Origin of the sequence: Haloarcula sp. JP-L23, assembly GCF_011602445.1 — an archaeon.
Classification (GTDB): domain Archaea; phylum Halobacteriota; class Halobacteria; order Halobacteriales; family Haloarculaceae; genus Haloarcula; species Haloarcula pellucida.
In genome coordinates this window covers 3,394,915-3,416,057 of sequence record NZ_CP050014.1, presented here as the reverse complement: position 1 = coordinate 3,416,057, position 21,143 = coordinate 3,394,915, and the positions used below count along the sequence as shown (strand labels likewise).

At 55.1% G+C, this 21,143-nt stretch carries 17 protein-coding genes and 2 pseudogenes; 6 read left to right on the top strand and 13 right to left on the bottom strand.

Going from position 1 to position 21,143, the window contains the following annotated elements; all coding sequences use genetic code 11:
- Nucleotides 1-466: 466 nt before the first annotated feature.
- From G9465_RS17890 to G9465_RS17855, 8 genes are all read right to left on the bottom strand, one after another.
- Nucleotides 467-1,708 (bottom strand): hypothetical protein, encoded by a 1,242-nt coding sequence (locus G9465_RS17890; protein ID WP_166972490.1) that lies wholly within the window; start codon nt 1,706-1,708, stop codon nt 467-469.
- A gap of 209 nt (nt 1,709-1,917) precedes the next feature.
- A complete protein-coding gene (locus G9465_RS17885; protein ID WP_166972488.1) occupies nt 1,918-2,562 on the bottom strand; it encodes a hypothetical protein in 645 nt (214 codons plus the stop codon).
- Nucleotides 2,559-3,740, bottom strand: coding sequence for a glycosyltransferase family 4 protein (locus tag G9465_RS17880; protein ID WP_166972486.1), 1,182 nt, complete (start codon nt 3,738-3,740; stop codon nt 2,559-2,561). Before G9465_RS17880 ends, G9465_RS17885 begins: the two co-directional genes overlap by 4 nt.
- The gene (locus tag G9465_RS17875) at nt 3,737-4,699 is read right to left on the bottom strand and encodes a glycosyltransferase family 4 protein (protein ID WP_349674910.1); all 963 of its coding nucleotides are present in this window, start codon (nt 4,697-4,699) and stop codon (nt 3,737-3,739) included. Before G9465_RS17875 ends, G9465_RS17880 begins: the two co-directional genes overlap by 4 nt.
- A gap of 149 nt (nt 4,700-4,848) precedes the next feature.
- Complete coding sequence (locus G9465_RS17870; RefSeq protein WP_166972482.1) at nt 4,849-5,325, bottom strand: glycosyltransferase; 477 nt, start codon at nt 5,323-5,325, stop codon at nt 4,849-4,851.
- On the bottom strand, nt 5,322-5,765 hold the full coding sequence (gene pssD, locus G9465_RS17865) for a PssD/Cps14F family polysaccharide biosynthesis glycosyltransferase (RefSeq protein ID WP_166972480.1): 444 nt from the start codon (nt 5,763-5,765) through the stop codon (nt 5,322-5,324). The genes G9465_RS17870 and pssD overlap by 4 nt, the downstream gene beginning before the upstream one ends.
- Nucleotides 5,762-6,799: a glycosyltransferase family 2 protein gene (locus G9465_RS17860; RefSeq protein WP_166972478.1), complete on the bottom strand. Its 1,038-nt coding sequence runs from the start codon at nt 6,797-6,799 to the stop codon at nt 5,762-5,764. The genes pssD and G9465_RS17860 overlap by 4 nt, the downstream gene beginning before the upstream one ends.
- 101 nt (nt 6,800-6,900) lie before the next feature.
- On the bottom strand, nt 6,901-7,458 hold the full coding sequence (locus G9465_RS17855; protein ID WP_166972476.1) for a nucleotidyltransferase domain-containing protein: 558 nt from the start codon (nt 7,456-7,458) through the stop codon (nt 6,901-6,903).
- A gap of 416 nt (nt 7,459-7,874) precedes the next feature.
- Between G9465_RS17855 and G9465_RS17850 the strand changes: the two genes are divergently transcribed.
- On the top strand, nt 7,875-9,590 hold the full coding sequence (locus G9465_RS17850) for a carbamoyltransferase C-terminal domain-containing protein (RefSeq protein WP_166972474.1): 1,716 nt from the start codon (nt 7,875-7,877) through the stop codon (nt 9,588-9,590).
- A 288-nt stretch (nt 9,591-9,878) separates the two neighbouring features.
- Here G9465_RS17850 and G9465_RS17845 read toward each other — a convergent pair whose 3' ends face one another.
- The 3 genes and pseudogenes from G9465_RS17845 to G9465_RS17835 form a co-directional block, all read right to left on the bottom strand.
- Nucleotides 9,879-10,808, bottom strand: a complete 930-nt coding sequence (locus tag G9465_RS17845; RefSeq protein WP_166972472.1) for an NAD(P)-dependent oxidoreductase — start codon at nt 10,806-10,808, stop codon at nt 9,879-9,881.
- A 195-nt stretch (nt 10,809-11,003) separates the two neighbouring features.
- Nucleotides 11,004-12,075, bottom strand: a pseudogene (locus G9465_RS26295) (glucose-1-phosphate thymidylyltransferase).
- Nucleotides 12,072-12,548 (bottom strand): dTDP-4-dehydrorhamnose 3,5-epimerase family protein, encoded by a 477-nt coding sequence (locus G9465_RS17835; protein WP_166972470.1) that lies wholly within the window; start codon nt 12,546-12,548, stop codon nt 12,072-12,074. Before G9465_RS17835 ends, G9465_RS26295 begins: the two are co-directional and overlap by 4 nt.
- A gap of 353 nt (nt 12,549-12,901) precedes the next feature.
- Between G9465_RS17835 and G9465_RS17830 the strand changes: the two genes are divergently transcribed.
- The 5 genes and pseudogenes from G9465_RS17830 to G9465_RS17810 all read left to right on the top strand — a co-directional run bounded on the left by G9465_RS17830 (nt 12,902) and on the right by G9465_RS17810 (nt 18,221).
- A complete protein-coding gene (locus G9465_RS17830) occupies nt 12,902-13,399 on the top strand; it encodes a hypothetical protein (RefSeq protein WP_166972468.1) in 498 nt (165 codons plus the stop codon).
- On the top strand, nt 13,392-13,883 hold the full coding sequence (locus G9465_RS17825; protein ID WP_166972466.1) for a metal-dependent hydrolase: 492 nt from the start codon (nt 13,392-13,394) through the stop codon (nt 13,881-13,883). Before G9465_RS17830 ends, G9465_RS17825 begins: the two co-directional genes overlap by 8 nt.
- Before the next feature lie 283 nt (nt 13,884-14,166).
- A pseudogene (locus G9465_RS17820) lies at nt 14,167-15,308 on the top strand (ISH3 family transposase).
- Nucleotides 15,309-15,704: 396 nt separating this feature from the next.
- Entirely contained in the window at nt 15,705-16,676 is a 972-nt protein-coding gene (locus G9465_RS17815; RefSeq protein WP_166972464.1) for an NAD(P)-dependent oxidoreductase, read from the top strand.
- A gap of 90 nt (nt 16,677-16,766) precedes the next feature.
- Nucleotides 16,767-18,221, top strand: coding sequence for an oligosaccharide flippase family protein (locus G9465_RS17810; protein WP_166972462.1), 1,455 nt, complete (start codon nt 16,767-16,769; stop codon nt 18,219-18,221).
- A gap of 321 nt (nt 18,222-18,542) precedes the next feature.
- On the opposite strand, the gene G9465_RS17805 is transcribed toward G9465_RS17810, so the two are convergent.
- Together G9465_RS17805 and G9465_RS17800 are read right to left on the bottom strand one after the other, a co-directional pair.
- The gene (locus tag G9465_RS17805; RefSeq protein WP_166972460.1) at nt 18,543-19,739 is read right to left on the bottom strand and encodes a sulfatase-like hydrolase/transferase; all 1,197 of its coding nucleotides are present in this window, start codon (nt 19,737-19,739) and stop codon (nt 18,543-18,545) included.
- A gap of 4 nt (nt 19,740-19,743) precedes the next feature.
- Complete coding sequence (locus G9465_RS17800) at nt 19,744-21,006, bottom strand: sulfatase (protein ID WP_166972458.1); 1,263 nt, start codon at nt 21,004-21,006, stop codon at nt 19,744-19,746.
- Nucleotides 21,007-21,143 lie beyond the last annotated feature (137 nt).

Here is a 21,143-nt window from a genome sequence, read left to right as displayed (position 1 = left end):
GAACAGTGACTCTCGAATCGATTCCGTCGGAAAAATTTCACAGCGACCATCGCGACTTCGGAATGATTCAGAGACAACCACGAAATTATCGAGACGCTCTTATCTGAGATTGGGGGTACTACTCATGCCCGTCTCCAACGGGTCTCCGACTGTGAAGAACGCTGTCCGTAGTACAAATTCGGGGGGATTTGGTACCCGCGGATACGGTGATAGTTCGTATGGCTATCCTCTCGAGGATATCGAGGCGGTAGATTCGTCGTCAGCTGGGCTGTGACGCTGACCACGCTGAATCGTACCTATGTGGATTCGAAGAACACGTCTTCAGAAGATACTGGCCTCGAGTGAGTGCCTACTGGACGGTGCGTGACACGCTATCGATATCGTTGGTCGAACGATTCACTGGTTCTTAGAAATATCATCAAAATGGAAAACAGAACTACCACTGCTGACTTGGCAAGACTGTGGCTTACAACTCAGTGGTTTGATTCGTCGCGGCGTTGGTCATCCACTGAGCCCGACCGGACTCGTTTTGCACGGCCTCGGGTGTGGCTCCGAGAACATTCATATGATTGTCACGGCAGACATGGTGGGGTTTATCAGGCGCCTGGAAGCTACTGAGAATCTGCCAAGCCTGACCGTCTAACCGCCCAACGTCCCAGATAGCTCCCTTCATGAGGTTCTCCCGCGCGGCCGTCTGGGGTTCTATTCTCCAGATCGACGTTCCACCGTCCGTGGTCTGAATTTGAGTGTTGAAGATATTCTTATTGATCGGATTCGGCCCCTCCATTCGGATCGGAACGGAGGCGTCCTGATAATTTCCACAGAAGAAGTTGCCGTTCATAAATCCCCCGTCACTGGACCGTGTACTGGAGTCGAAGTAGATGCCCGTCTCGAACGATTTTTCGCCGTCTGCGGCTTGCCTGTTCGGATACGAGGGATATCCAAAGTTACTGGTGATGGTGACGAACGACACGTGATTTCCTCGGCTCTCGGCTTTGTTGATTCCGAGGTACAACCACGTGCCTTCCGCGCCAACGGCCAGCGTGTACCCACCGTGAATGGTCGTGCCGTCAGCGAAGTACCCCAGTCCCCAATTGCCTGGGTCGATGGAGAACACGCGGCCTCGATACGGGTTCGAGGCGTCGAATCCGTCGCCGCCGTTCCAGAGGTCTATTTTCGGATAGAGGACCTGTGACCGCGGACCGAGGTAGACAATATCGGCATCGTTTCGCTCTCCCTGTGCACGCATGACCGCCCCGTTGAAGTCTAGGGAGACGTTCGGTTTCACCCGCCACGGATTCGAAGGCGGCCGGTAGCTCTCTGCGGGTGTCAATTTGACGAGTCCACCCCCGTTGTTCGCCACTCTGTCGATAGCGCTCTGGACCTGCCCGGGTGGAGCAACGATCGCCCCGTCCTGTGTGACGTCGCTCTGAGCACTTCCACCACTCTGCTGTGAACTGATTATTCCTTGAAGTTCCCAGGAGCCATCGGATTGTCCAATGAAGAATCGCTTGGTGTCGACAGCGTACGCAGGTTGGCCGGCGGCCGCTTCGATTTCGCACAGGTCCGATTCTGAGTCGACGGTCACCATCAGCGAATCGTCGAGCCGAGTAAAATTACCGTTCAGCGGCTCGTGCCAGTCGGATGTACCTTTTCTGGGTCGTTCCAGTCCGAACTTCGGCGTGTCATCCATCGTGTAGCTCTCCATCCGAAGTTTCTTTTCACAAACAAATATAGCTAGTGTCGACTGCTACCAGAGTATTACTCCGAATGATAGGACGAGGTTCCACGGCGGAAACCTATTCTGGGGCTCTCGGGCGCCTTGGTGTGTTGTTTATCAGCGTTCAGTCTCTTGGTACGTTCTCTCGTTACTTTTCGCGTGAACACCTAGCATAATTCTGGTCCCTAGCAACACCACTATGTGAGCTGGTCGATAATCTCCTGGTGGATCTGTTCCTTCGATTTGGTCGCGTCTATCTTCCGTATTCCGTTGACTTCTGCGAGTTCGTCGTACAACTCGACCATCTGCGGGAGGGTATCGTCGCTACGAACGTCGTCGCGACGGGGACGCAGATACTCCGCGTCAGCCGTCAAAAGGATAATACACGCCCGGTCTGGGATAAGGCGAAGGAATAGGTCCCCGATAAACGTACGATAAAACTCGTCGTCGTCAATCGACAGCATCACACTGACGACGATATCGTAGACGAACCGGTCACAGACGAGAGTGCGGCCGAAAACAACCGTAGGAATGTATATCTGAAAGACATAGAAAAGGAACGTATCTACGAGCAGCAAAACAGGATACAGAGCGGAGACCACGTTCGACTGCCAAAAATAGTGATAGCCGATCTTTCGCCCGCTCTCCAGTTGTTTTACCTCGCTCAGACCGGCGATACGAGCGTAGGCGAGCAAGGGAAGCGAGACGAGATGTTTGGCACCGAACCATCGATATTCGCAGTCGATGTTGTTCGACTCGAACGCGTCGACGAGTTTCCGCGTCTGGGTGGACTTTCCCGCGCCATCTGGCCCGATGATAGAAATGACGGGTGGCTTCTTCATGCGTACTCCTCCAGTAACCCCTGAAACTGTACCCGTGCCTCGTCCCAGCGCTGGTATCCCTGCATACGGTCCCTGTTGCGGACCCCGATTCTTTCGCGGAGGTCATCCCGACTCACTAGCGAGTAGAGCGCCTGCGTCAGTGAGGACAGGTCCGCGGGCTCGACTAGTTGCCGTTCGTCGTCGAGGAGTTCCGGAATACCGGCGGTTTTCGTCGACACGACGGGCTTGCCCATCGACATAGCCTCGAGGATACTTATCGGCACAGAAGCCTGCACGATTTTGAAGGGGAGCGCGACGATGTCGGCGGCGGTAAGGTACGTTTTCACGCCCTCTGGGGAGAGGTTCCGTGGCACGAGGTCGAGCGAGTTTCCAACCGAGCGTTCGATTGCGAGTCGCTGGATATATTTCTCGTCTCGGGTCAGGCCACCACCGTCCTGTCTAGAGAGGACGACCAATTTGCATGGGCGCGTTCGCCGCACCCGAGCGAACGCCTTGACGAGCGTATCCGTCCCGCGCAGTGTCAAGGGCGACGTGAAGTACAGTATCATCGGCACTCCCTCGGGATTTAGCTCCTCACGAACAGCGTCGATGTCAGGGCGGGCCGGACGTTTCAGATCGAACTCGTCGATTCCCGGTGGGATGGCCGATATCGGGGTATCGACGCCCGCACTCCGCAACCGTGTCTTGTTTTCGGCTGTCAACGTGACGATGTGTGTGAACGCCGCCGAGCGAGTTCGAATCGCCCAGTCGGGAGCGAGCGACCCGGCGAGGTGGACTGCTAGATACGGGTGATTACGATATAGTTCGCCCAGTCCCACGTTTAGTATCTCCGAGAGCGAATAGAGGGGTCCCGCGAAGATACCGACAGTCGGTTTGTCGGTCGCCGACGCAATGGTCGATGGCCGGACGAAGTTCGTCGAACCGATAAGCGACACGACGACGTCGGGGTCCTCTCGTTGGATCGCTGTTAGGACCTCGCTCGTCGGCCCAGTGGCACCCAGAATCTTTTCTACTGTTCGTATCTCGATTCCAGCGGTCTCGGATCTGTCGACATCAGTTATCACGGTCAACTCGAGACCGTCTTCGGGAAGATTCGTGACGAGTTCGTGGACGTACCGCCACGGCTGTTTCCGCAAGTTCGACGGCTCGAAGCCGAAACAGACGACCGCGACGTTCACTGTTCCGTCCTCGCTAGTCGGTATTCTCGTTCGAACTTATCCGTGATCGTTTCCCACGTATACTGCTCGAGAATCGTCTGACGAGCGGCCGCCCCTAACCGGTCACGCAATCTCGCGTCACCGAGCAGCGTGTCGATGGCATCGGTTAGTGCTGGTGGGTCCCCTGGGGGAACCAGTAATCCGTTCTCCGCCTCTTCGATGATGTCTGGACACCCCCCGACTTCGGTCGTGACTACCGGCGCGCCGCAAGCCATGGCTTCCAGTAGCACTGTCGGCAGTCCTTCGTAGTGAGAGGGGAGCACGAATCCTGTCGCGTTCTGGTACAATCGAATTTGCCGGTCTCGTGAGACGTAGCCGGTAAAGGTCACGTCGCCCCCGAGATCGAGGCGTTCGACCTGACGTTCGAGTTGTTCTCGCTGCGGCCCTTTCCCCGTGATTTTCAACTCGACGTCGTGTGTTTCGAAGATTGGCCCCACAGCTTCGAGGAGGTCCGGAATCCCCTTCGGATACGCGAGTCGGCCGACGTACAGGAGATACTCTTCGTCGCGCTCTCCGCCGGGACGAAACTGGTCGGCGTCGACGCCATTTCCGACGACCGTCGCGTTCTCGATGCCGTAGTGTCGAGCGAGCTCACGACTCACCTGACCGGACACTGTCGTGATCCGATCCGCAGTGGCTCCCTGTCCAGCTACCAGCCGTTTGCTCGAAACCAACAACTGCAGTTTACTGACCAGATTCGTCAAGTTCCATCCCCCGACGTGGTCGACGTCCTCGACGACCGAGGTGTGAATCGTCGAGACGAGCGGATGCTGGCTCTGCACCACTGGCGTGAGGGGTGTATGCGTGTGAACGAGGTCGAAACGATCAGCCCTCCTGCTCAAGAATCGGTTTACCAACACTCCGTGGACGTCTACGTGGAACGGATAGAGAGGCGGGCAGGGTAGCTGAACGACTCTGATCCTTCATCCTGTGTATCTTCTTGCCGAAGTCCGCCCGAGTGAGTATACTGACCGAATGCCCCGGTCGACGAGTTCTCGTGAGAGATTGAACGCGTAGTTTCCGATACCTTCCTCCGGGGGGTAGGGAGTCGACTGTATCATCGCAATGTTCATGTGTCGATGTCCTCGATGTAGTCGTTTAAAAACCGGACGAGAGAGTTGTTTTCCGACCCCGATTCGACGGAAATCGAACGTGCATCCCGCATCGCTCGCCGTAACTCCGAAGTTTCGTGTACGACGAATACCTCCGCTCGTTCACTGAGTGCATTCGCGAGTTCCGTCTGGTGATCGTCGTTGTGATCGCCGTGTTGCTCACGCCGGGGTAGAACGACGATCGGCTTTCCGTACGAGAGGGCAGTCAACAACGTCCCAGCACCGGCATGAGCGATAACGACGGTCGCAGTTCGATAGAGCTCGTGAATCTCCTCTTCGCTCGTGAATCTGAACCAATCGATGTCCTCGGGAACGTACTCTCCAGCGCCGATCTGTGCTCGAATCGGCTCGTCGAAATCGACTGCGATCGAGTCGATCTGTCGGATCAGTCGGTCGAACCCGTCCGGGCGGGTCCCGACGGTAGCGAACATCATAACACGCCACCTTCGTACGTCGCCTTCTCACCGTAGCTGTCCAGTAGCTCGGGCCATTGCACCAGAAACAGATCCGAAAGCGGATAGACGACTCGCCCAGTCTGTGACCGGGTTCGAACACGGCACCAACTCTCGATGAAGATAGTTTCGGCGCCGAGTATCGTTCCCCAGAGGAACGCTGGAATGGCGATTTCTGCCCCAGTACTCACGACGACGTCCGGACGTTCGCTGACGAAGATTCGTCCGATTTGGAAAATCGCCTTCATCATCGCCCGAACGTCGGTGTGAATCGGGTCCAGCAGGTACGATTTCGTTTCGAGCTCTTTCGTTCGGAAGTTCTCGTAGGTGACGAAAAACGTCTCGTGACCGTCGAATGCACTAGATAGCGACTGAAGTTCGGTCAGATGGCCGCCGAAAGAGCAAACCATGGCGATTTTCATTTGCACAGGAGCGAGATGTTCGACCGGTAACACTTATTGGCCAATCGTATAACCCCCCTGAAGACGGGAGATATGGGGAGCTCTTCTGCCGGAATCTGATCGTCTAACTGTTCCACTAACTCCCTAACGTCTACCTCTACCGGCGTCACACTCGTTGAGAATGCATCGATGATAGCTCGGACTTTTGCCCGTACGCCCGCTGGACCTTGGAGGATAGCGTATCCCCACGTCAATATCTCTGTAACGAGCAGCGATGGGAGAACGAGCGCTGCCCCTTTCGCCCCGAGATACTTCCGCAGGATGAGGTATCTGCCGCGCTCGAGGTGGAATAGTTTGCCAGCATCGAGGTTTGCGCCCGGATAGTCGTGCAGAACGGTTGCAGTCGGGACGTAGCGAATCTCGACGTCAGCGGCGGCCGCCTTCCACGACAGTTCGACGTCGTCCATGTACAGGAATATCTCGTCGTCGAAACCACCCAGTTCCCGATAGACCTCTGTGGTAGTTGCGAAGCATACCCCAGAGACACCGGTTAGCACGTCTTCCTGCGAATACGTGTCTGGGTCTTTTTCGAATCCGCGAGTAGACGATAACCCAGAAAAGTGGGTGGTGATTCCGATCGTGTTTATGCATTCCCCGTCGTAGGTCAGTATCTTCGGAGTCGTGATGAGGCGCTCGCTCTCAGTAAGTGGCCGTAAGAGCCGGTTCAGACAATCGTCTCCGAGCCGCGTGTCTGGATTTAGTACGACGACGTACTCCGCTTCGACCTGCTCCATTCCCAGATTGTTCCCGCTCCCGTATCCCACGTTCTTTTCGCACTCGATTACGTCTACGTCCGGAAATTCTCTTTCGACGGTTGCGATAGTGCCGTCGGTCGACGTGCTGTCGACGACGATTACGTCACCGGGGTCGTTTGCCAATACCCGCTCTAGACACTCTTCGATGTACTCTTCGTGGTTGTATGTGACGATGACCACGCATGCGTTGTTGACGAGATCCGTTTCTTCGACGAGTATACCCTCGGATGACAATGCCATAGTACGTGTTGATAATACTACAATAGCTCGCTAACAGCCAATAAACTTTCGGTACCGTTGACATCATCGCGTGGATCGTCGGCCGACATTCGCGATACCGTTTACTGTGCTGTGTCGCCATCGGTAGAGCAGTCTCCCCCCTCATTTCCGATCCAGTTTTCCTTATCGACCAACACCTCCGGAACTTCGTCGTCCCGCAATCGCTGGAGTGATTCGGGGCTATCGAGGAGATAAATATCGAGCGGAAATACGGACAAACTGGCCCGTGCTCTCTCCCGGCAAACCAACGCCGACGAAGCTATTGCGTTCACTGTTCCGGGATATCTAATAACTCGAATATCTAGATCTGATTCCTCACCCAGTTGCTCTCGTGAATAACTCCCGTAAACGGCCACAGCAGCGATCGAATCCGACGTCTTTCCAAGGTGTTCTAACCGGTTCATCCACGCGACGAAGTCGTCGTACGAGTTGTTGATCCTCTCTGACCGGACGTGGTGTCTAAAGAACACCCACAGATGGCCGTTGAAGACGAAGTTGAGCAGATGAGATATCGAGACCGCTTTGATAGTTGCGTAGTTCGAAAACGGTAGTGTCCGCCGGAGAAGCGCACCGAGTCCGACTGTGACCCCTAGCTTGAATATGCGCTCCGTGTCGTCCATGTACAACGTCCCCTGAAAGACGAGTGCGGAGACAAACAAGACCGGTACGCGTATCACGCCCGGCACGTCGTCACTTTCCGTGAGATAGTCGTGAAGCCCCTGAATGGACGTCATCGTTCGCTACTTCCTACGACTACTATCACTAAATAACGTTTCCCGATTGCGAGGTTTCGTTTCCGCTATCGGTCGGACCCGCACGTATCCACTCTCTTCTGGGCTCCTCGATACGCACTGGTGACCGCGAGCGTGGGCGTCTACTGATTGTAGTCTGCATGGAATTCCGGTGGTTTCACTGCGACGGCCAGTAGTGACGGTGACTGGTCCTTCCTGATTCATCCCGATATCTAGCACCCGTCAGCGAAATTAAACGTCCGGTGGGATTCAAGTAGTTTGGATGAGATGTTCCGGGTGGCTTAATGACAACGCACACCCTCTCGTTTCATACCACACACAACGCCGGAGCGGCACTGCTCGAAGACGATAGCATCGTCGCCGCTGCTTCCGAGGAACGCTTCAACCGACAGAAACACTACGCATCCCTTCCGTACGAGAGTATCCAGTATTGCCTCGATACAGCGGGTATCTCTCCCGAGGACGTCGACAAGATCGTCATTCCGGCAGACGTCGTAACTTCGGGTGCGAAACTCCTACTGGACTGGAACGACTACGATGCTGAAAACATCTCACAGGGGTCTCGGCCGACGGGAAAAACCACGAAGAAGTGGTTGGCCGAGCGAGTGCGAACGTGGAAACAGGACACCGCGATGCCGGCGTACGCTCGACTGGTCGAATTCCCGTCTGATACCCGGCTACAAACCGTCAATCACCACGAAGCGCACGCTGCGAGCGCCTATTACACCTGTGGGAACGACGACGCACTGGTGGTGACGAGCGACGGACTGGGCGACGACATCTCTCTGACGGTCTGGCACGGTCGGGACGGAAAGCTGAACGAACTGTATCGCGTCGGCAAAGAGGGAAGCTTCGGGTATTTTTACGGAGTTGTCACACAGGCGCTAGGATGGTGGGTCGGCAACGGGGAAGGCAAGACTATGGGGTTGAGTTCGTACGGTGACGCGCCAGCAGAACTGATCGAGACGCTTCGAGACTACTGTCCGGAATTTCGAAACGGGCGACTCGAATCACCGACACCGATCGATTACCCGAGCGTCTGGCGGAACCTGGATACCTTTCATCCAAATTTCGAGGAAGCCGACGAAATCGAGGCATTGTTGGACAATTACGAGCGGGAGGACATCGCCGATGCAGCCCAGCAACTGCTAGAGGAACAGATACTCGAACTGGTCGGGTACTGGTTTGCCGAGACCGGGGCTCGAAACCTCGCTCTCGCCGGCGGGGTGTTCCTGAACGTGGCTGTCAATCGCCGACTCCTGTACGAACTGGATATCGACGATTTTCACGCGTTTCCGGCCGCCGGTGACGATGGCCTCCCAGTTGGTGCAGTGTTGAGTTCGTACTACGTTGAACACCATGACGAGCGCCCCCAGCATCTGGAGCACCCCGATTTCGGTCCCGGATTCTCGGACGACCGGATCGAGACAGTGCTGGACGGGCGAGAACTCGACTACTCCAAACCCGATTCGATTACGGACCGAGTCGCCGAACTGTTGCTCGACGAAAAAATCGTCGCGTGGTGTCAGGGACGGATGGAGTTCGGTCCCCGAGCACTCGGCAATCGGTCGATTCTCATCGACCCGCGTCTCGACGATGGGAAAGATCGGGTCAACGCCGAGATCAAGTTCCGGGAGTCGTGGCGACCGTTCGCCCCCTCGATGCTCGAACGCGCAATCGACGAGTATCTCGTCGAGCCGGTTCCGGACACGTTCATGATTACGTCCTACGAAGTCCGTGACGAGAAAAAAGACGAAATCCCGGCAGTGACACACGTCGACGGAACGACGCGACCGCAGGTCGTGAAAGCTGACGCAAATCCGCACTACCACGAATTGATCGAGACGTTCGATGCGAAGGGCGGTGTCCCGCTCCTGTTGAACACGTCGTTTAATCTGAGCGGCCAACCGATCGTGTGTACCGCGGAAGACGCCGTCGGCACGTTCTATAACTGTGGGTTGGATGCGTTAGCGATAGGTGATTACCTACTCGAAAAGTGAGTGGCTGACTGGCACCGTCGAACAGGAGACAACTGGACTTCTCTGCTAGCGCGTTCACACGGAATCAGTGTCGTGTTTGCTGGAGAGGTGAGGCAGGACGATAGCCAGCCTTTGTGATAGCGTCCATCTCTCTGGAGAGAGAAACGGACGCCCTCCCAACGCGTTGCCGAAGAAATCGAGTGGGTGGTCCCAGTGTGGTGAGCTGCCTGCTCGGTGGGCAGTGGGTCCCTCCACAGAAAGTCGCCGTCTCTACGAACCGACCCCGTGAGAAACCGAAAACAGGCCCGTCTACACCATGCCACGAAACTTGTCCGCTAGTTCGGACACGCCCTGATCCAGTGTGTATCCCGTCTCGAACCCTCTCTGTCGAATTTTCTCGTCGCTGACGATGTACGATAGTTGGTTCAGTTGCTCTGCTTCGGTATATTCGATCATGACGTCGGGGAAGTATGTCTCGATGGCGTCCACGACGTCTTGCAATCGGCCGTTCTGCCCCACCACGTTGTATGCCTCGCCATCACCGAGTTCCGTCGCAGCGAATAGCATCGCTCGAACCGCGTCTTGGGCGTGCAGGTATGGGCGCTTCTGGTCTTCGGCCCCTTCGTAAACTGTGAGCGGTTGCCCCGTTGCCGCTAACAGGGCGAACTTGTCTACGACAGTGTCGAACCGCATCCCGGTCGTCCACCCGTACACTGTCCCAAGCCGGAGCACTGTGACGTCCATCCCGCCGTCGTATCGACTGAGCATGTCCTCCTCGGCAGCGAGTTTTGCCTCACCGTAGGGCGACTCTGGGTCACACGCGAAGTCCTCTTTGATCTCTCTCTCGGTCCGACCGTAGACTGAACACGTGCCGACGTCGACAAATTCCGCTGCACCGTGGTTCTTGGCGTCTTCATAGAGTGCCACGGTGGCCTCGTGATTCACTTCCCACGTTTTCTCCGGGATATCGAACGTTTCCGGCGCGTTCGTTATGGCCGCGAGGTGAAACACCGTGTCGACGCCTTCGAGCGCCTTCGAACGGACCTCCTCGTCTCTGATGTCTCCTTCGATGAATTCGTAGTCAGCGTACGAGGGCAAGTCCCACAACGAATGAAAGCGTGGCTGTCGGAAGTTGTCGAGTATCTGAATACGTTCGCCTGAGAAGGTGGAGTCGGCCGGAATCTCTCGGATGAGCCGCGACCCGAGATACCCGAGGCCGCCCGTAACGAGTACTGTCATCGCTTATTTCTCCATTCTGAATCGTTCGAGGTTCTCTTCCACGTAGGTTCGATCCGCTTCGTCCAAGCGGTCGAAACGTAGTTCACCGCCACAGCTACGTCTCGGACATTTCATCACGCGGTTCCGCTCGAGCACATTCTCAGCAACTACTGTTCCACAGTTCTGGCAGGTGAGTGTGATTATTCGCATGGGTTCTTACAGTTTGAGCGTTGAATTTTCGCCGACGACGAGCCGTTCTCCACCGGGCTCGATGCCGTTGCTGGACACGATTGTCGTCTGCCGTCCGATCAGGCTATCGACGATCTTGCGATCGCAGTCGATTTCCGATTCCCCGATTACGATGCTTGATTCGATGTGAACGGTGTCGATGACGCAGTTCTCTCCGATGCTGGTATACGGGCCGATGTATGCGTCACTTCCTATCGTGGTTTCTTCGCCGATCGACACCGGCCCGCGAACGACCGCACCCGACTCAATAGTGCTTCCCTCGCCGAGCTCGATTCGTCCCTGGATCGGGGTGTCGTTCTCGATTTCTCCCTGTATCTCCGTCGTCAGGTTGTCGAGCACGAGACGGTTCGTTTGTAGCATATCCTCCGGTTTCCCCGTATCCTTCCACCAGCCGGGGACGACGTGTGACTGGACAGAATACCCATCGTCGAGTAACCCCTGAATCGCTTCAGTTATCTCCAGCTCACCTCGCCAGGACGGTTCAAGCGGTTCGATCTGTTCGAAGATTGCGGGGGTAAACACGTAAATCCCAATCAGGGCGAGATTTGAAGGGGATCGTCTGGCTTTTCGAGGAGGCGAGTAACGTTCCGTTGCTGTCGATATCGACGATTCCGTACCGAGATGGTTCATCGACTTCCTGTACGCCGATCTGGGCGGCGGACTCAGTCGGGTCGAAATCCCCTACGAGACCAGTGATTCCCTCTCCGACAACGTCGTCCCCGAGATAGACGACGAACGACTCGTTACCGACAAAATCTCTAGCACATCCCACGGCATGCGCGAGGCCGAGTGGTTCTCCCTGTACTATATAGGTGATGTCGACGCCGAAGTCGCTGCCATCGCCGAGATAGTCCTGAATCGCTCTCCGACCGACTGTGCCGAGTATCACCCCGATATCGTCGATCCCGGCTTCACGAAGATTCTCTATCGCGTACACGATGACCGGTTTGTTCCCGATTGGAACCAACTGTTTCGGCCTCGTATGTGTAATCGGCTGCAAGCGCGACCCGGTTCCGCCTGCGAGAATGACTCCCTTCATGATTTCTTATGTCGAGGGTCGTCCCAATCGAGTGGAATTTTTTCGGTGTCGTACGGTAGTCGCTCTTCGTCGGGATCGTCGTACTCGTAGAGGTTTGTGGGAAAGTTGATCAGTGTCGCTTGCTCGTTCCCGATCACTTTGAACCCATGCCAGCAATCACCGGGTACCCGAATCGCCTGCATGGACTCTTCACCTAGGACGTATGTGCCTAGTTCGCCTTCCGTTGGAGAATCTTCCCGGTCGTCGAAAATACCGACTTTCACCCTCCCGTGTGGGACAACGAAATGATCTATCTGGCCTCGATGGTGTCGGTGCCATGCTCGAATAACACCGGGATACGACACCGAGAAGTACGACATTACGGGTCTGTCTTCTCCCTCGAACATCTCCCAGTCGTCACGCCAAATCTCTGTCAACGAGCCGCGTTCGTCGACGTTTGCCTGAAGATTTCTCACCTCTACGTCGTGAATCATGGCCAATATGACAACTCGATATTAAAATCTACCAACATTTATAGCTTACTGAGGGGGGTCGACATGTGGCTATCCATTCACCAGTAAACACGCTGGTTTTCGTGAATCGTTGAGCTAAACAGATTGAACAGAGGAGACAGTATCTAATAAACGTACTACTGTTATTTCGATTGGGCAAGCTATTCATATATTTAAACAAATTAATATAATCTGCCTTAGATAGACTGTGTCCAATCTATACCTGCACTGAACTAATACTGAAGACGAGAACGTAGTAGGAACCCGCAGTGGTGGAGAATAATTGTAATTGGTACAAAACGCCTTTCTCTCTCACACGACTACGTCCAGATTGTATGAACGAATGGCACAGAATCGTCCTCCTTCTGTTGCTTAGTCTTGTACTCGTCTGGTCACTCGTTGCATTCGGGACAGTAGAGAAGGTGCCGACAGACTCTATCCGGGATAAGTCGACCAAACAGGTACTCGTGGCCCCCGAATCACACATCGGTGACCGGGTTATCGTCGACGGCACCGTCGCTAGCACGGATCCCATCGTCGTTCGACTACGGGAAAGTAGCGTTCAAGAGATGACTGTGACGGGAATCGACCGGAGAAAACTCGCGGTCGGCAACCGCGTGTACGTCACTGGGACGCTTACTGGCCCCTCTCGTATCGCCGGTGATAGCGTAATGGTCGAGAAACCGTGGGAAAAAACGGCCATGTACGTGGGATCGTTCGTCGGCGGATTATTGGCTCTCGGTCAGGTTAGCCGACATTGGCGCTTCAGCCGGCGTGAGAGAGCGTTAGTTCCACGAGCCGGTAACTCAGCAAGAGGCGGAGAAGATGGCTGATCTCTTGACCCACGTCCTCGTCGGGTTCATCCTGGGAAGTATACTGGCGGTCGGTTTCAGATGGAAGGCCCCCCCATTCGTCGCAGTCGTCATGGTCGGAGCCTTACTCCCAGATTTAGCAAAAATCGCGATGATACTCCCACCTCGAGTAGTTGAGGAAACTCTGGGTATCCCGTTCGACTGGTTCGCTGTGCACACTCCATTCGGGACGCTACTCGTCGCGGGGATCGGCTCGCTTCTCGTCAGCGAAACCATCCGGCGGCGCGTATTTGTGCTTCTACTGATCGGTGGAGCCTCCCACCTCGTTCTCGACTCGTTGCTGATTTCGCCCAGTCGGTTCTACCACGTGTTGTTCTGGCCGCTCACTACGCAGTTCGTTAGTTTACCAGGGCTGTACCTGAGTAGTGATCGCTGGCCGTCGATTGTCGCGGCTTGTCTCGCCGTAGTCGCGTGGTTTGTTCGGTGGCAGAATGGACGAGAGTGATAGTCCAAGGCAGGCTATCGTTCGAGTTGCGGTTCTCAGTGTTGTCGTGGCAGATGGCGCCGAGACGACAATCCGATCATATTACTATCCACACGGAGGCAGTGTTTACTGCCCGTTTTGGCTATCTTCGATTAGCGAGGCGGTTCACCGTTTATTTGGAGAAAGCACGTGATAGAGGTGAGGGTGTTTTCAGCCCTGTGCCCCCGTTTCTCACAGAGTATCGCTGTTAGCCTAACCTCAGTCGATCACATCGGGTTAGAGTAAGCGTCTGCTTGGAGAGGATGTGCAACCAACCCAAGCAGACAGCGAGATAGAGGAAGAGCACCTGCTTAATTTTGTCGTCAACAGCCTTGACGAGGAGCTTCCGATAGATCTCGGTGAGAACGTTGAGGTCACGACAGATGCCTTGTACGAGGTCCTCGCCGGCGCCAGCGCCGGCGGGACCTCGATCAACCACGTCTGCGAAACAACCGACGACTCACCGCATGCCAACACCGTCCGAGGATATCTCACCGATCAGTTCGACCTTGATACTGTCGAGGCGGTTGGAGACACGCTTCTCCAGAGAGATATCCTTGAGACACTCCCGGATCGACCGGTGGAGGTCGTCGCCGACCTCCACCTCGACCCCTACTACGGCGACGAAGACGAGACAGAAGCGCTGTATTCGTCGCAGGCCAAACGCGGAACCACGACTTTTCACGCGTATGCGACCCTCTACGCGCGGGTACGCAACAAGCGGTACACGCTGGCGGTCCGCCAGCTTGTCGCTGGCGAGACCACCAGCGATGTCCTCGCTGAGTTTCTAGACCTCCTTGACGGCCTTGACCTCGGCGTCAAGGCTGTCTACCTCGATCGCGGATTCTACAACAGCACCTGTCTCGGACTGCTGTACGCACACAACTACGCCTACGTCATGCCGATTGTCAAGTGGGAGAGACGATTCAAGACGAACTCAGCACAGGCTGGAGCCGCGAGATCGAACACGATCTCGCCGGCGAGGTGACGTTCCCGTATTCATCGACTGCGTTTACCAGCAGGGACGATACGACGAACACGGGGTGGCGCGTCACGGCTACGCCGCTGACGCGCCGTTCATCGACACACCACGAGATGCACGAGAGCACTACAGCAAGCGCTTCGGCATCGAGTCTAGCTACCGATTAGCCAACCAGAGCCTCGCATTCACTAGTTCTCAGGACGCTGGTCTACGGCTGGTGATGTTTGTTGTGAGCCTGCTTCTCCAAAACTGCTGGCGGTATCTTCACTGGAGGTACGTGGCGGCGCCCCGCCGCGGGGGCGCCGCCTCTGGAGGTGGCCGTTCACGGAGTTCTGTGAGATGGTGCTGCGGGCCGCCTGGACAGCGCTTGGTGTGCGCAAGGCTGTTCCAGCAAATCAACCCTCGACGACCGGTTCTTCCGGTAGCTGTCCACCGATCCGGACAGCGGTCGTGAGTGGCGACGCTGTCGCGTCGGCGGCAGTCCGCCGCCGACAGCGACTCCTCACCACCGAAACTCACTATCCGTCTCACTTCGAGAACTGACCGCCCATCGAAGACGCAGATTCAAGCTCTACTGGAAGGGCTAGTGGGCTTTCGATGTGATCGACTGAACCTGCGTGGGATCTATATGCGTTCCTGGGTCTGTGAGTTCCGAGAAATCGAACTGATGTGTGTGTCGTCTACGACATCAAGCGAGTCGTGAAACAGTAAATTCCACCGCCTTGTGGCGATTCAACAGAGCCAACTTATGACTATTTCTAGCAGCCAGTGCGCTTCGAGCTACCGATGGGTTTTTCATGTCACTATTTGATATAATCTGTATGGTAGATTGGAACGACGAACGCGTCTTAATCACCGGTGGCCTCGGATTCGCTGGAAGTAACCTCGCCCGACGGATGTTAGACGAAGGGGCGGACGTGGTCTTGTTAGACACCGTCCGGGAAGAGAAACTCCTGACGGTTGAGGATATCAGGGAAGACGTAGATATCGCTGACGTGGACGTCCGAGAAAAAGAACCGATCCAAAACTACGTGTCAGAGGCCGATATCGTCTACCACTTGGCCGCTAAGAGTAGTCGACCTGCGGCCAACGAAGAACCCCGAAAGAATCTGCAAATAAATTGTGGCGGCCCGCTGAACGTCCTCGAGTCGGCAGCAGACCGTGAAAACCCGCCTAGAGTTGTGTATGTGAGTTCGCTGGCAACGCTGGGGAACGTTCCGGAGACGATCGACGAGAGTACCGAACCGAAACCGGTCGACATGTACGGAATTCATAAACGCACCGTAGAGGACTACTGCCAACTCTACACACGATTGAAGGACGTCCCGACGACGGTCGTTCGACCGGCGAACCTATATGGTCCACGCGCTCCGTTGTACGATACTGGTTATGGTATCATCAATCAGTTCGTCGGCGATGCATTACGAGACGAGTCGCTCTCGGTCTTCGAACCAAGTGACCTGCGAGATTTCTTGTTTATCGAAGATATGGTCGATGCCCTCACACATATCGGTCAGGATGACCGGGCAATCGGTGAGAAATACGTACTAGGAACCGGTGAGTCGAGAACGATGAAGCAAGCCGCTGAGTTGGTCATCGACACCGCAAAGGGTGGATCGCTGGAGTTAGTTCCCTGGACAGAGACGTGGCAAGGTATTCGTCGCGGAGACGTTGTCATCGATCCGTCGAAGATAGAGGAGCAACTCGGATGGTCGACGTCGGTTAACCTAGAAGAGGGACTCGAAAAAACCGTTGACTTCTATCAGAGTAACCGTGAAAAGTACCTAGACTAACGGTGCGTGGCTCATGCAATCCGAGTTGAACAGACGTTATCGAAGAACGAGACGGCCCTATCAGGCGGTTCGACATAAGCGTGGTAACTAGTGCTAGCGAGAAATCTCAGAAGCCTCATCTCGATTAGTTTCATCGGTCGGTTACTGGGTAGTGGCTTACAGTACGGTATCTACATCGTTATCGGTCGATATCTTGGTGCCAAGTCCCTTGGGTTGTTCACTTTCGGTTTCGTTATCTTGAACATTGGGGCGACGGTGTCGAAAATCGGGTTAGATAAGGCCGTCAGGAAATTCATCCCGATATACAGAGAGTCGAGTGACGATGCGTTACTAACGGGGACGCTACTGATCAGTCTCGTCGTCCCGTTCTGTCTGGGTATCTCGTTCAGTCTGTTTTTCTATTTTGGATCGGATATCGTCGAGACCTATTTTTCTCGCTCCCTGGATGCGACGACGATGCTGTTTCTCGTCGGTATCCCGTTCATGGCTCTGATGACTGTAGGACAGGTAGCAACGACAGGTTTCATACAAACGAAATATTCGGTGTTGATAAAAGATATCGGACAGAGTCTCTCGGCGATTGTTTTCGTCGTCATCGGAACTGTCGTGATTGGGACAGTAGAAGCCACTATTGTTGGGTACGTGTTCTCTCTGGTCGTCGCAGCAGGACTCGCACTATACTTCCTGTACGACCTAGGTGGATTTGACGGGATTTCTGACCCGGTCTTTGAGGTTCGCCAAATACTCAGATACTCGACCCCACTCACTATCGCTGCGCTCGCTCAGTATCTGATGCAATGGACAGACGTGCTTATGCTCGGAGCTTTTAGCACGCCGGCTGGAATCGGCCGTTATCAGGTCGCGTATCAGACAGCAGTGATTCTCGGTTTCCTAATCGGAGCTGCGAACAGTATCTTCCCGTCAGTAGCCTCAGAGCTATACGATAAGGGTCAGATGGACCAACTACGAGAAATGTATACTGCATTGACAAAATGGCTCACGTACCTGACCGCTCTGGGACTAGTGTTCATCGTGGTGAACGCCACTAACATTCTCGCGCTGTTCGGCAACGAATTCACGGATATCTGGGTGGTACTTACGTTACTTGGGGGAGCCTTCACGTTTGCCACCGCTGTAGGTCCAGCGGGGTTTCTATTGATGATGACCGATCACGAACGAGTAGAGATAACAAACACTCTCGTAGTGGCGGCCACCAACGTGGCGCTAAACTACTTTCTCATCCAGGAGTTCGGTGTGTTAGGGGCAGCACTCGCCACTGGGGGTTCGCTGGTAATGGTGAGCGTCCTGCGTCTCGTAGAGACCTGGTGGTTCCTCGACGTTCGACCTCACGTTCGTGGTTATTGGAAAGGAGCGATCGCGATTATCACGGCATTCCCCCTGATGCTGGTCGGAGAGCTGTTCCTGAGTCACAGTCTCGTCGTCGTGCTGGTCAGCGGACTCCTCTCTCTTCCGGTTTTTTGCGTTGTGATTTATTATATCGGATTTGACTCAACTGACCGGCGTTTGATAGAGAACTTATCGTAATAGCCCGGTCTCTTCCACATCCGCCTCGAATTCGGTCTCATCAAGCGTACAGATGCGACTAGCGACTCAGAGCGGTCGAAGAAGAGCGGGCCAGACCGGCTCTCTCGTTTTCGGTTACCGACTCCAGTAGCTGGTGCATGCGGCTCTGCGAGACGTGGCCGAATACATCGTCGAAGTGCCAAAGCCGCCGGAAGGCCACAAGCGCCGTGAAGAACTACCAGCTGGATAGCCCGACGCCCTCGCCTCTCACCGAATGACGACGCTGACAGGTTCAGGAAGAACCGGTGCTACAAGCCTTCGTGATGCTCGTTTCAATATCCGCTACTCGATGTATCCGAGCGATCGTAATTTCTCGGAATCAACATCGACTTGCTCCGCATCTTGGTTAACCCCAAACTCCGGTCGTGTGAGTGTCTCTACGGAAATATTCCCCTTGTATTCGCCGTATCTTACTGTTCGAGGAAGAAACACTGAAAGCATCTTTCTGACATTCGTCACTGGCCTCTTCCGTACGATCGGCGCGTACGGTGCGATGTACAAACTCGCACCCAGTGCAAATATGAGCCGCCCTGTGCGGGGCCCCCTATGAAGCACTACCCCTCCGTTTTCGTCCCAAATCGAACTGGCAGCATAGCGGATGCGATCGCCGTAACTCGAACGTCGCCATACATCCGCTCGAATCGGCCTCTCGGATCGAGTCCCATCCCAGAGATTCCAGCCACTCATCGAACTCGGGACGGGGCGATTCTGCGCACTGAGAAGCGTCGGTGCAATATCTAGACTCGACAACAGCGTATCGTATGTGACGTCCTTCGGGAGTCTCGCTCCGCAGAATACGAGGGGAACCTCGAGGAGTTCGGGGACCATTGGGCTGGTATGTTCGTATAGCCCACCGTACTCGCCGAGTAATTCTCCGTGGTCACTGGTAAATACGACTAGCGTGTTGTTTAGCTCGCCTCTGTCTCGAAGCCGCCGGTAAATCGACCGGAAACGGTCGGCTGACTGGCTGACGCCTTCACGATACCGTGTCCTAATCCACGTCTCGTCGTTCCGGTTCTCGGTAAAGAAATCCTTCGACGGCTTGAAACGTTCACCTGCCTCTCCGTATGGAGAGTGTCCTCCATGGTCGTGTACCACATAGGTAAACGGGCGATCCAGTTCGTCAAACGATGTATGACTGTTTAGGTTGAGGAGCGTTAGAGTCGGTTTCTCGTTCAATTCGTACTCGTTTCCCCAGACTCGCTTGACGTTCACACCCGATGAGTGGGCGGTGCTGAGAAGATTGGGGACGTGTTGAAGTTGGTCGGAGAAGCCCCATACTTTGTGTTCGTGGGGGAACTGCCCGGTGAGGATCGACGGAACACTAGATGCTGTAAACGTGCTCGGTGCAACCGCACGTGCCGTCACTCCGAGAGAGGAGATCGCCTCTGGTAACGAGTCGTATCTGAGGCTATCGGAGATGTATACCAGTACGTTGTCGACCGAATCGACGGATGAGAGCCGCGAGAGGTCCTTCATGAGTTCAAAGCGTGTCGTCTTCGACAGTTGCTTCTGCTGCTTCGGCGATACGCCGTTTTTCGAGTCGGTCTCTGTGAGCAGACTCGGCTAGCTGAGACGCCCCCCGTACGAGCGGCTCCGGAGGGTCTTTCCACAGTTCTTCTGTACCCGCGAGGGCATCGACTCGATACAGTTCTCCCGTATCAGTCGACGTATCGTGTATGTACTTCCAATCACTCGTTCGAATCGACACCGATTCTTCGATCCACGAGACTGCCATCTGTTCGCTCCACTTGCTGCTCACCTCTCCAATCTCAGTGTTCTCGGTGGCGAGATCGAGGAGAATGTCTGGGAGTGACTGCAGAGACACAGTCTCGTCGACCGATACGTTGGGTCCGTTGTGGATAAAAAATGGGACGTGCAGTAGCGGTTCACTCAACCCGCCGCCGTGACCGTATCGCCCGAGTTCGCCGAACTCGTCACCGTGGTCACCGTGGACGGCGATGAGGGTGTCGTCGTCCGAGACATCTTGCTCGAGGCGACGCAAAAATTCGTCTGTGTGTCGGATACAGTTGTCGTACGCTTCCAAGAGCACGTCGTCGAACGGTGCAATGAGCGACTGTAGTTTCGGAAAGAAGAGCCATAGATTCGCGCCGAGGAGTAGAAGATTGGATTGTGTTCGATATTCCGAACCGGCATAGTAGGGGACGTGAACGTCGACGAGAAATAGCCACATAAAATATGGCTTTGTCGCATCGTCTGTCCAGTTCGTGACGTCGTCGTAGAACGCTTCCCACGACATGAACATATTCTGTCCCTTGACCCAATCGTGGACGTTTCGACTCGCCTCGACGAGTATCGAGTCATCACTGATAGCCCCCGAAAACAGACGGTTCGAGTCCGTCTCAACGAAGAAATCCTCAAAGTAGTCGAACCCTTTGTCGAAACCAAAATAACGGGAGGCCCAAGGATTCGCGGTGAAGGCACCTGTCGTGTAGCCCCTCTTCGAGAATTTCTCAGCTACCGTCTGCCGAGCACCTGACTGGCTCTGTACCCACTCGTTGAGATATGCGTTGTCAGTTTTCATCGGTGGAAATTCACCGGTTAGAGTCACTGGTACCGAGTCAGGCGTTGCGGCTCCCGGTGCAATGGCATCTCTGAAGTTCAGTCCTTGGCGGGCCATCCTGTCGAAGGTTGGCGTCGACACTGTCTCGTTGCCGGCGAATCCGCACCGATCGTACCGGATGCTATCAATCGTGACGAGAACGACGTTTTTCTTATCGACCATATCGACTGGATCGGATGTTGTGTTCGGCGCACTGGCCATCGTCTATGGCTATCGACTTGAGCACGAGTATCGCGGTGGCTATCGTGACGCAGAAACGCGGTGGCTTTCGATCGGGACAGCTGTGTAGTGCGTGACCG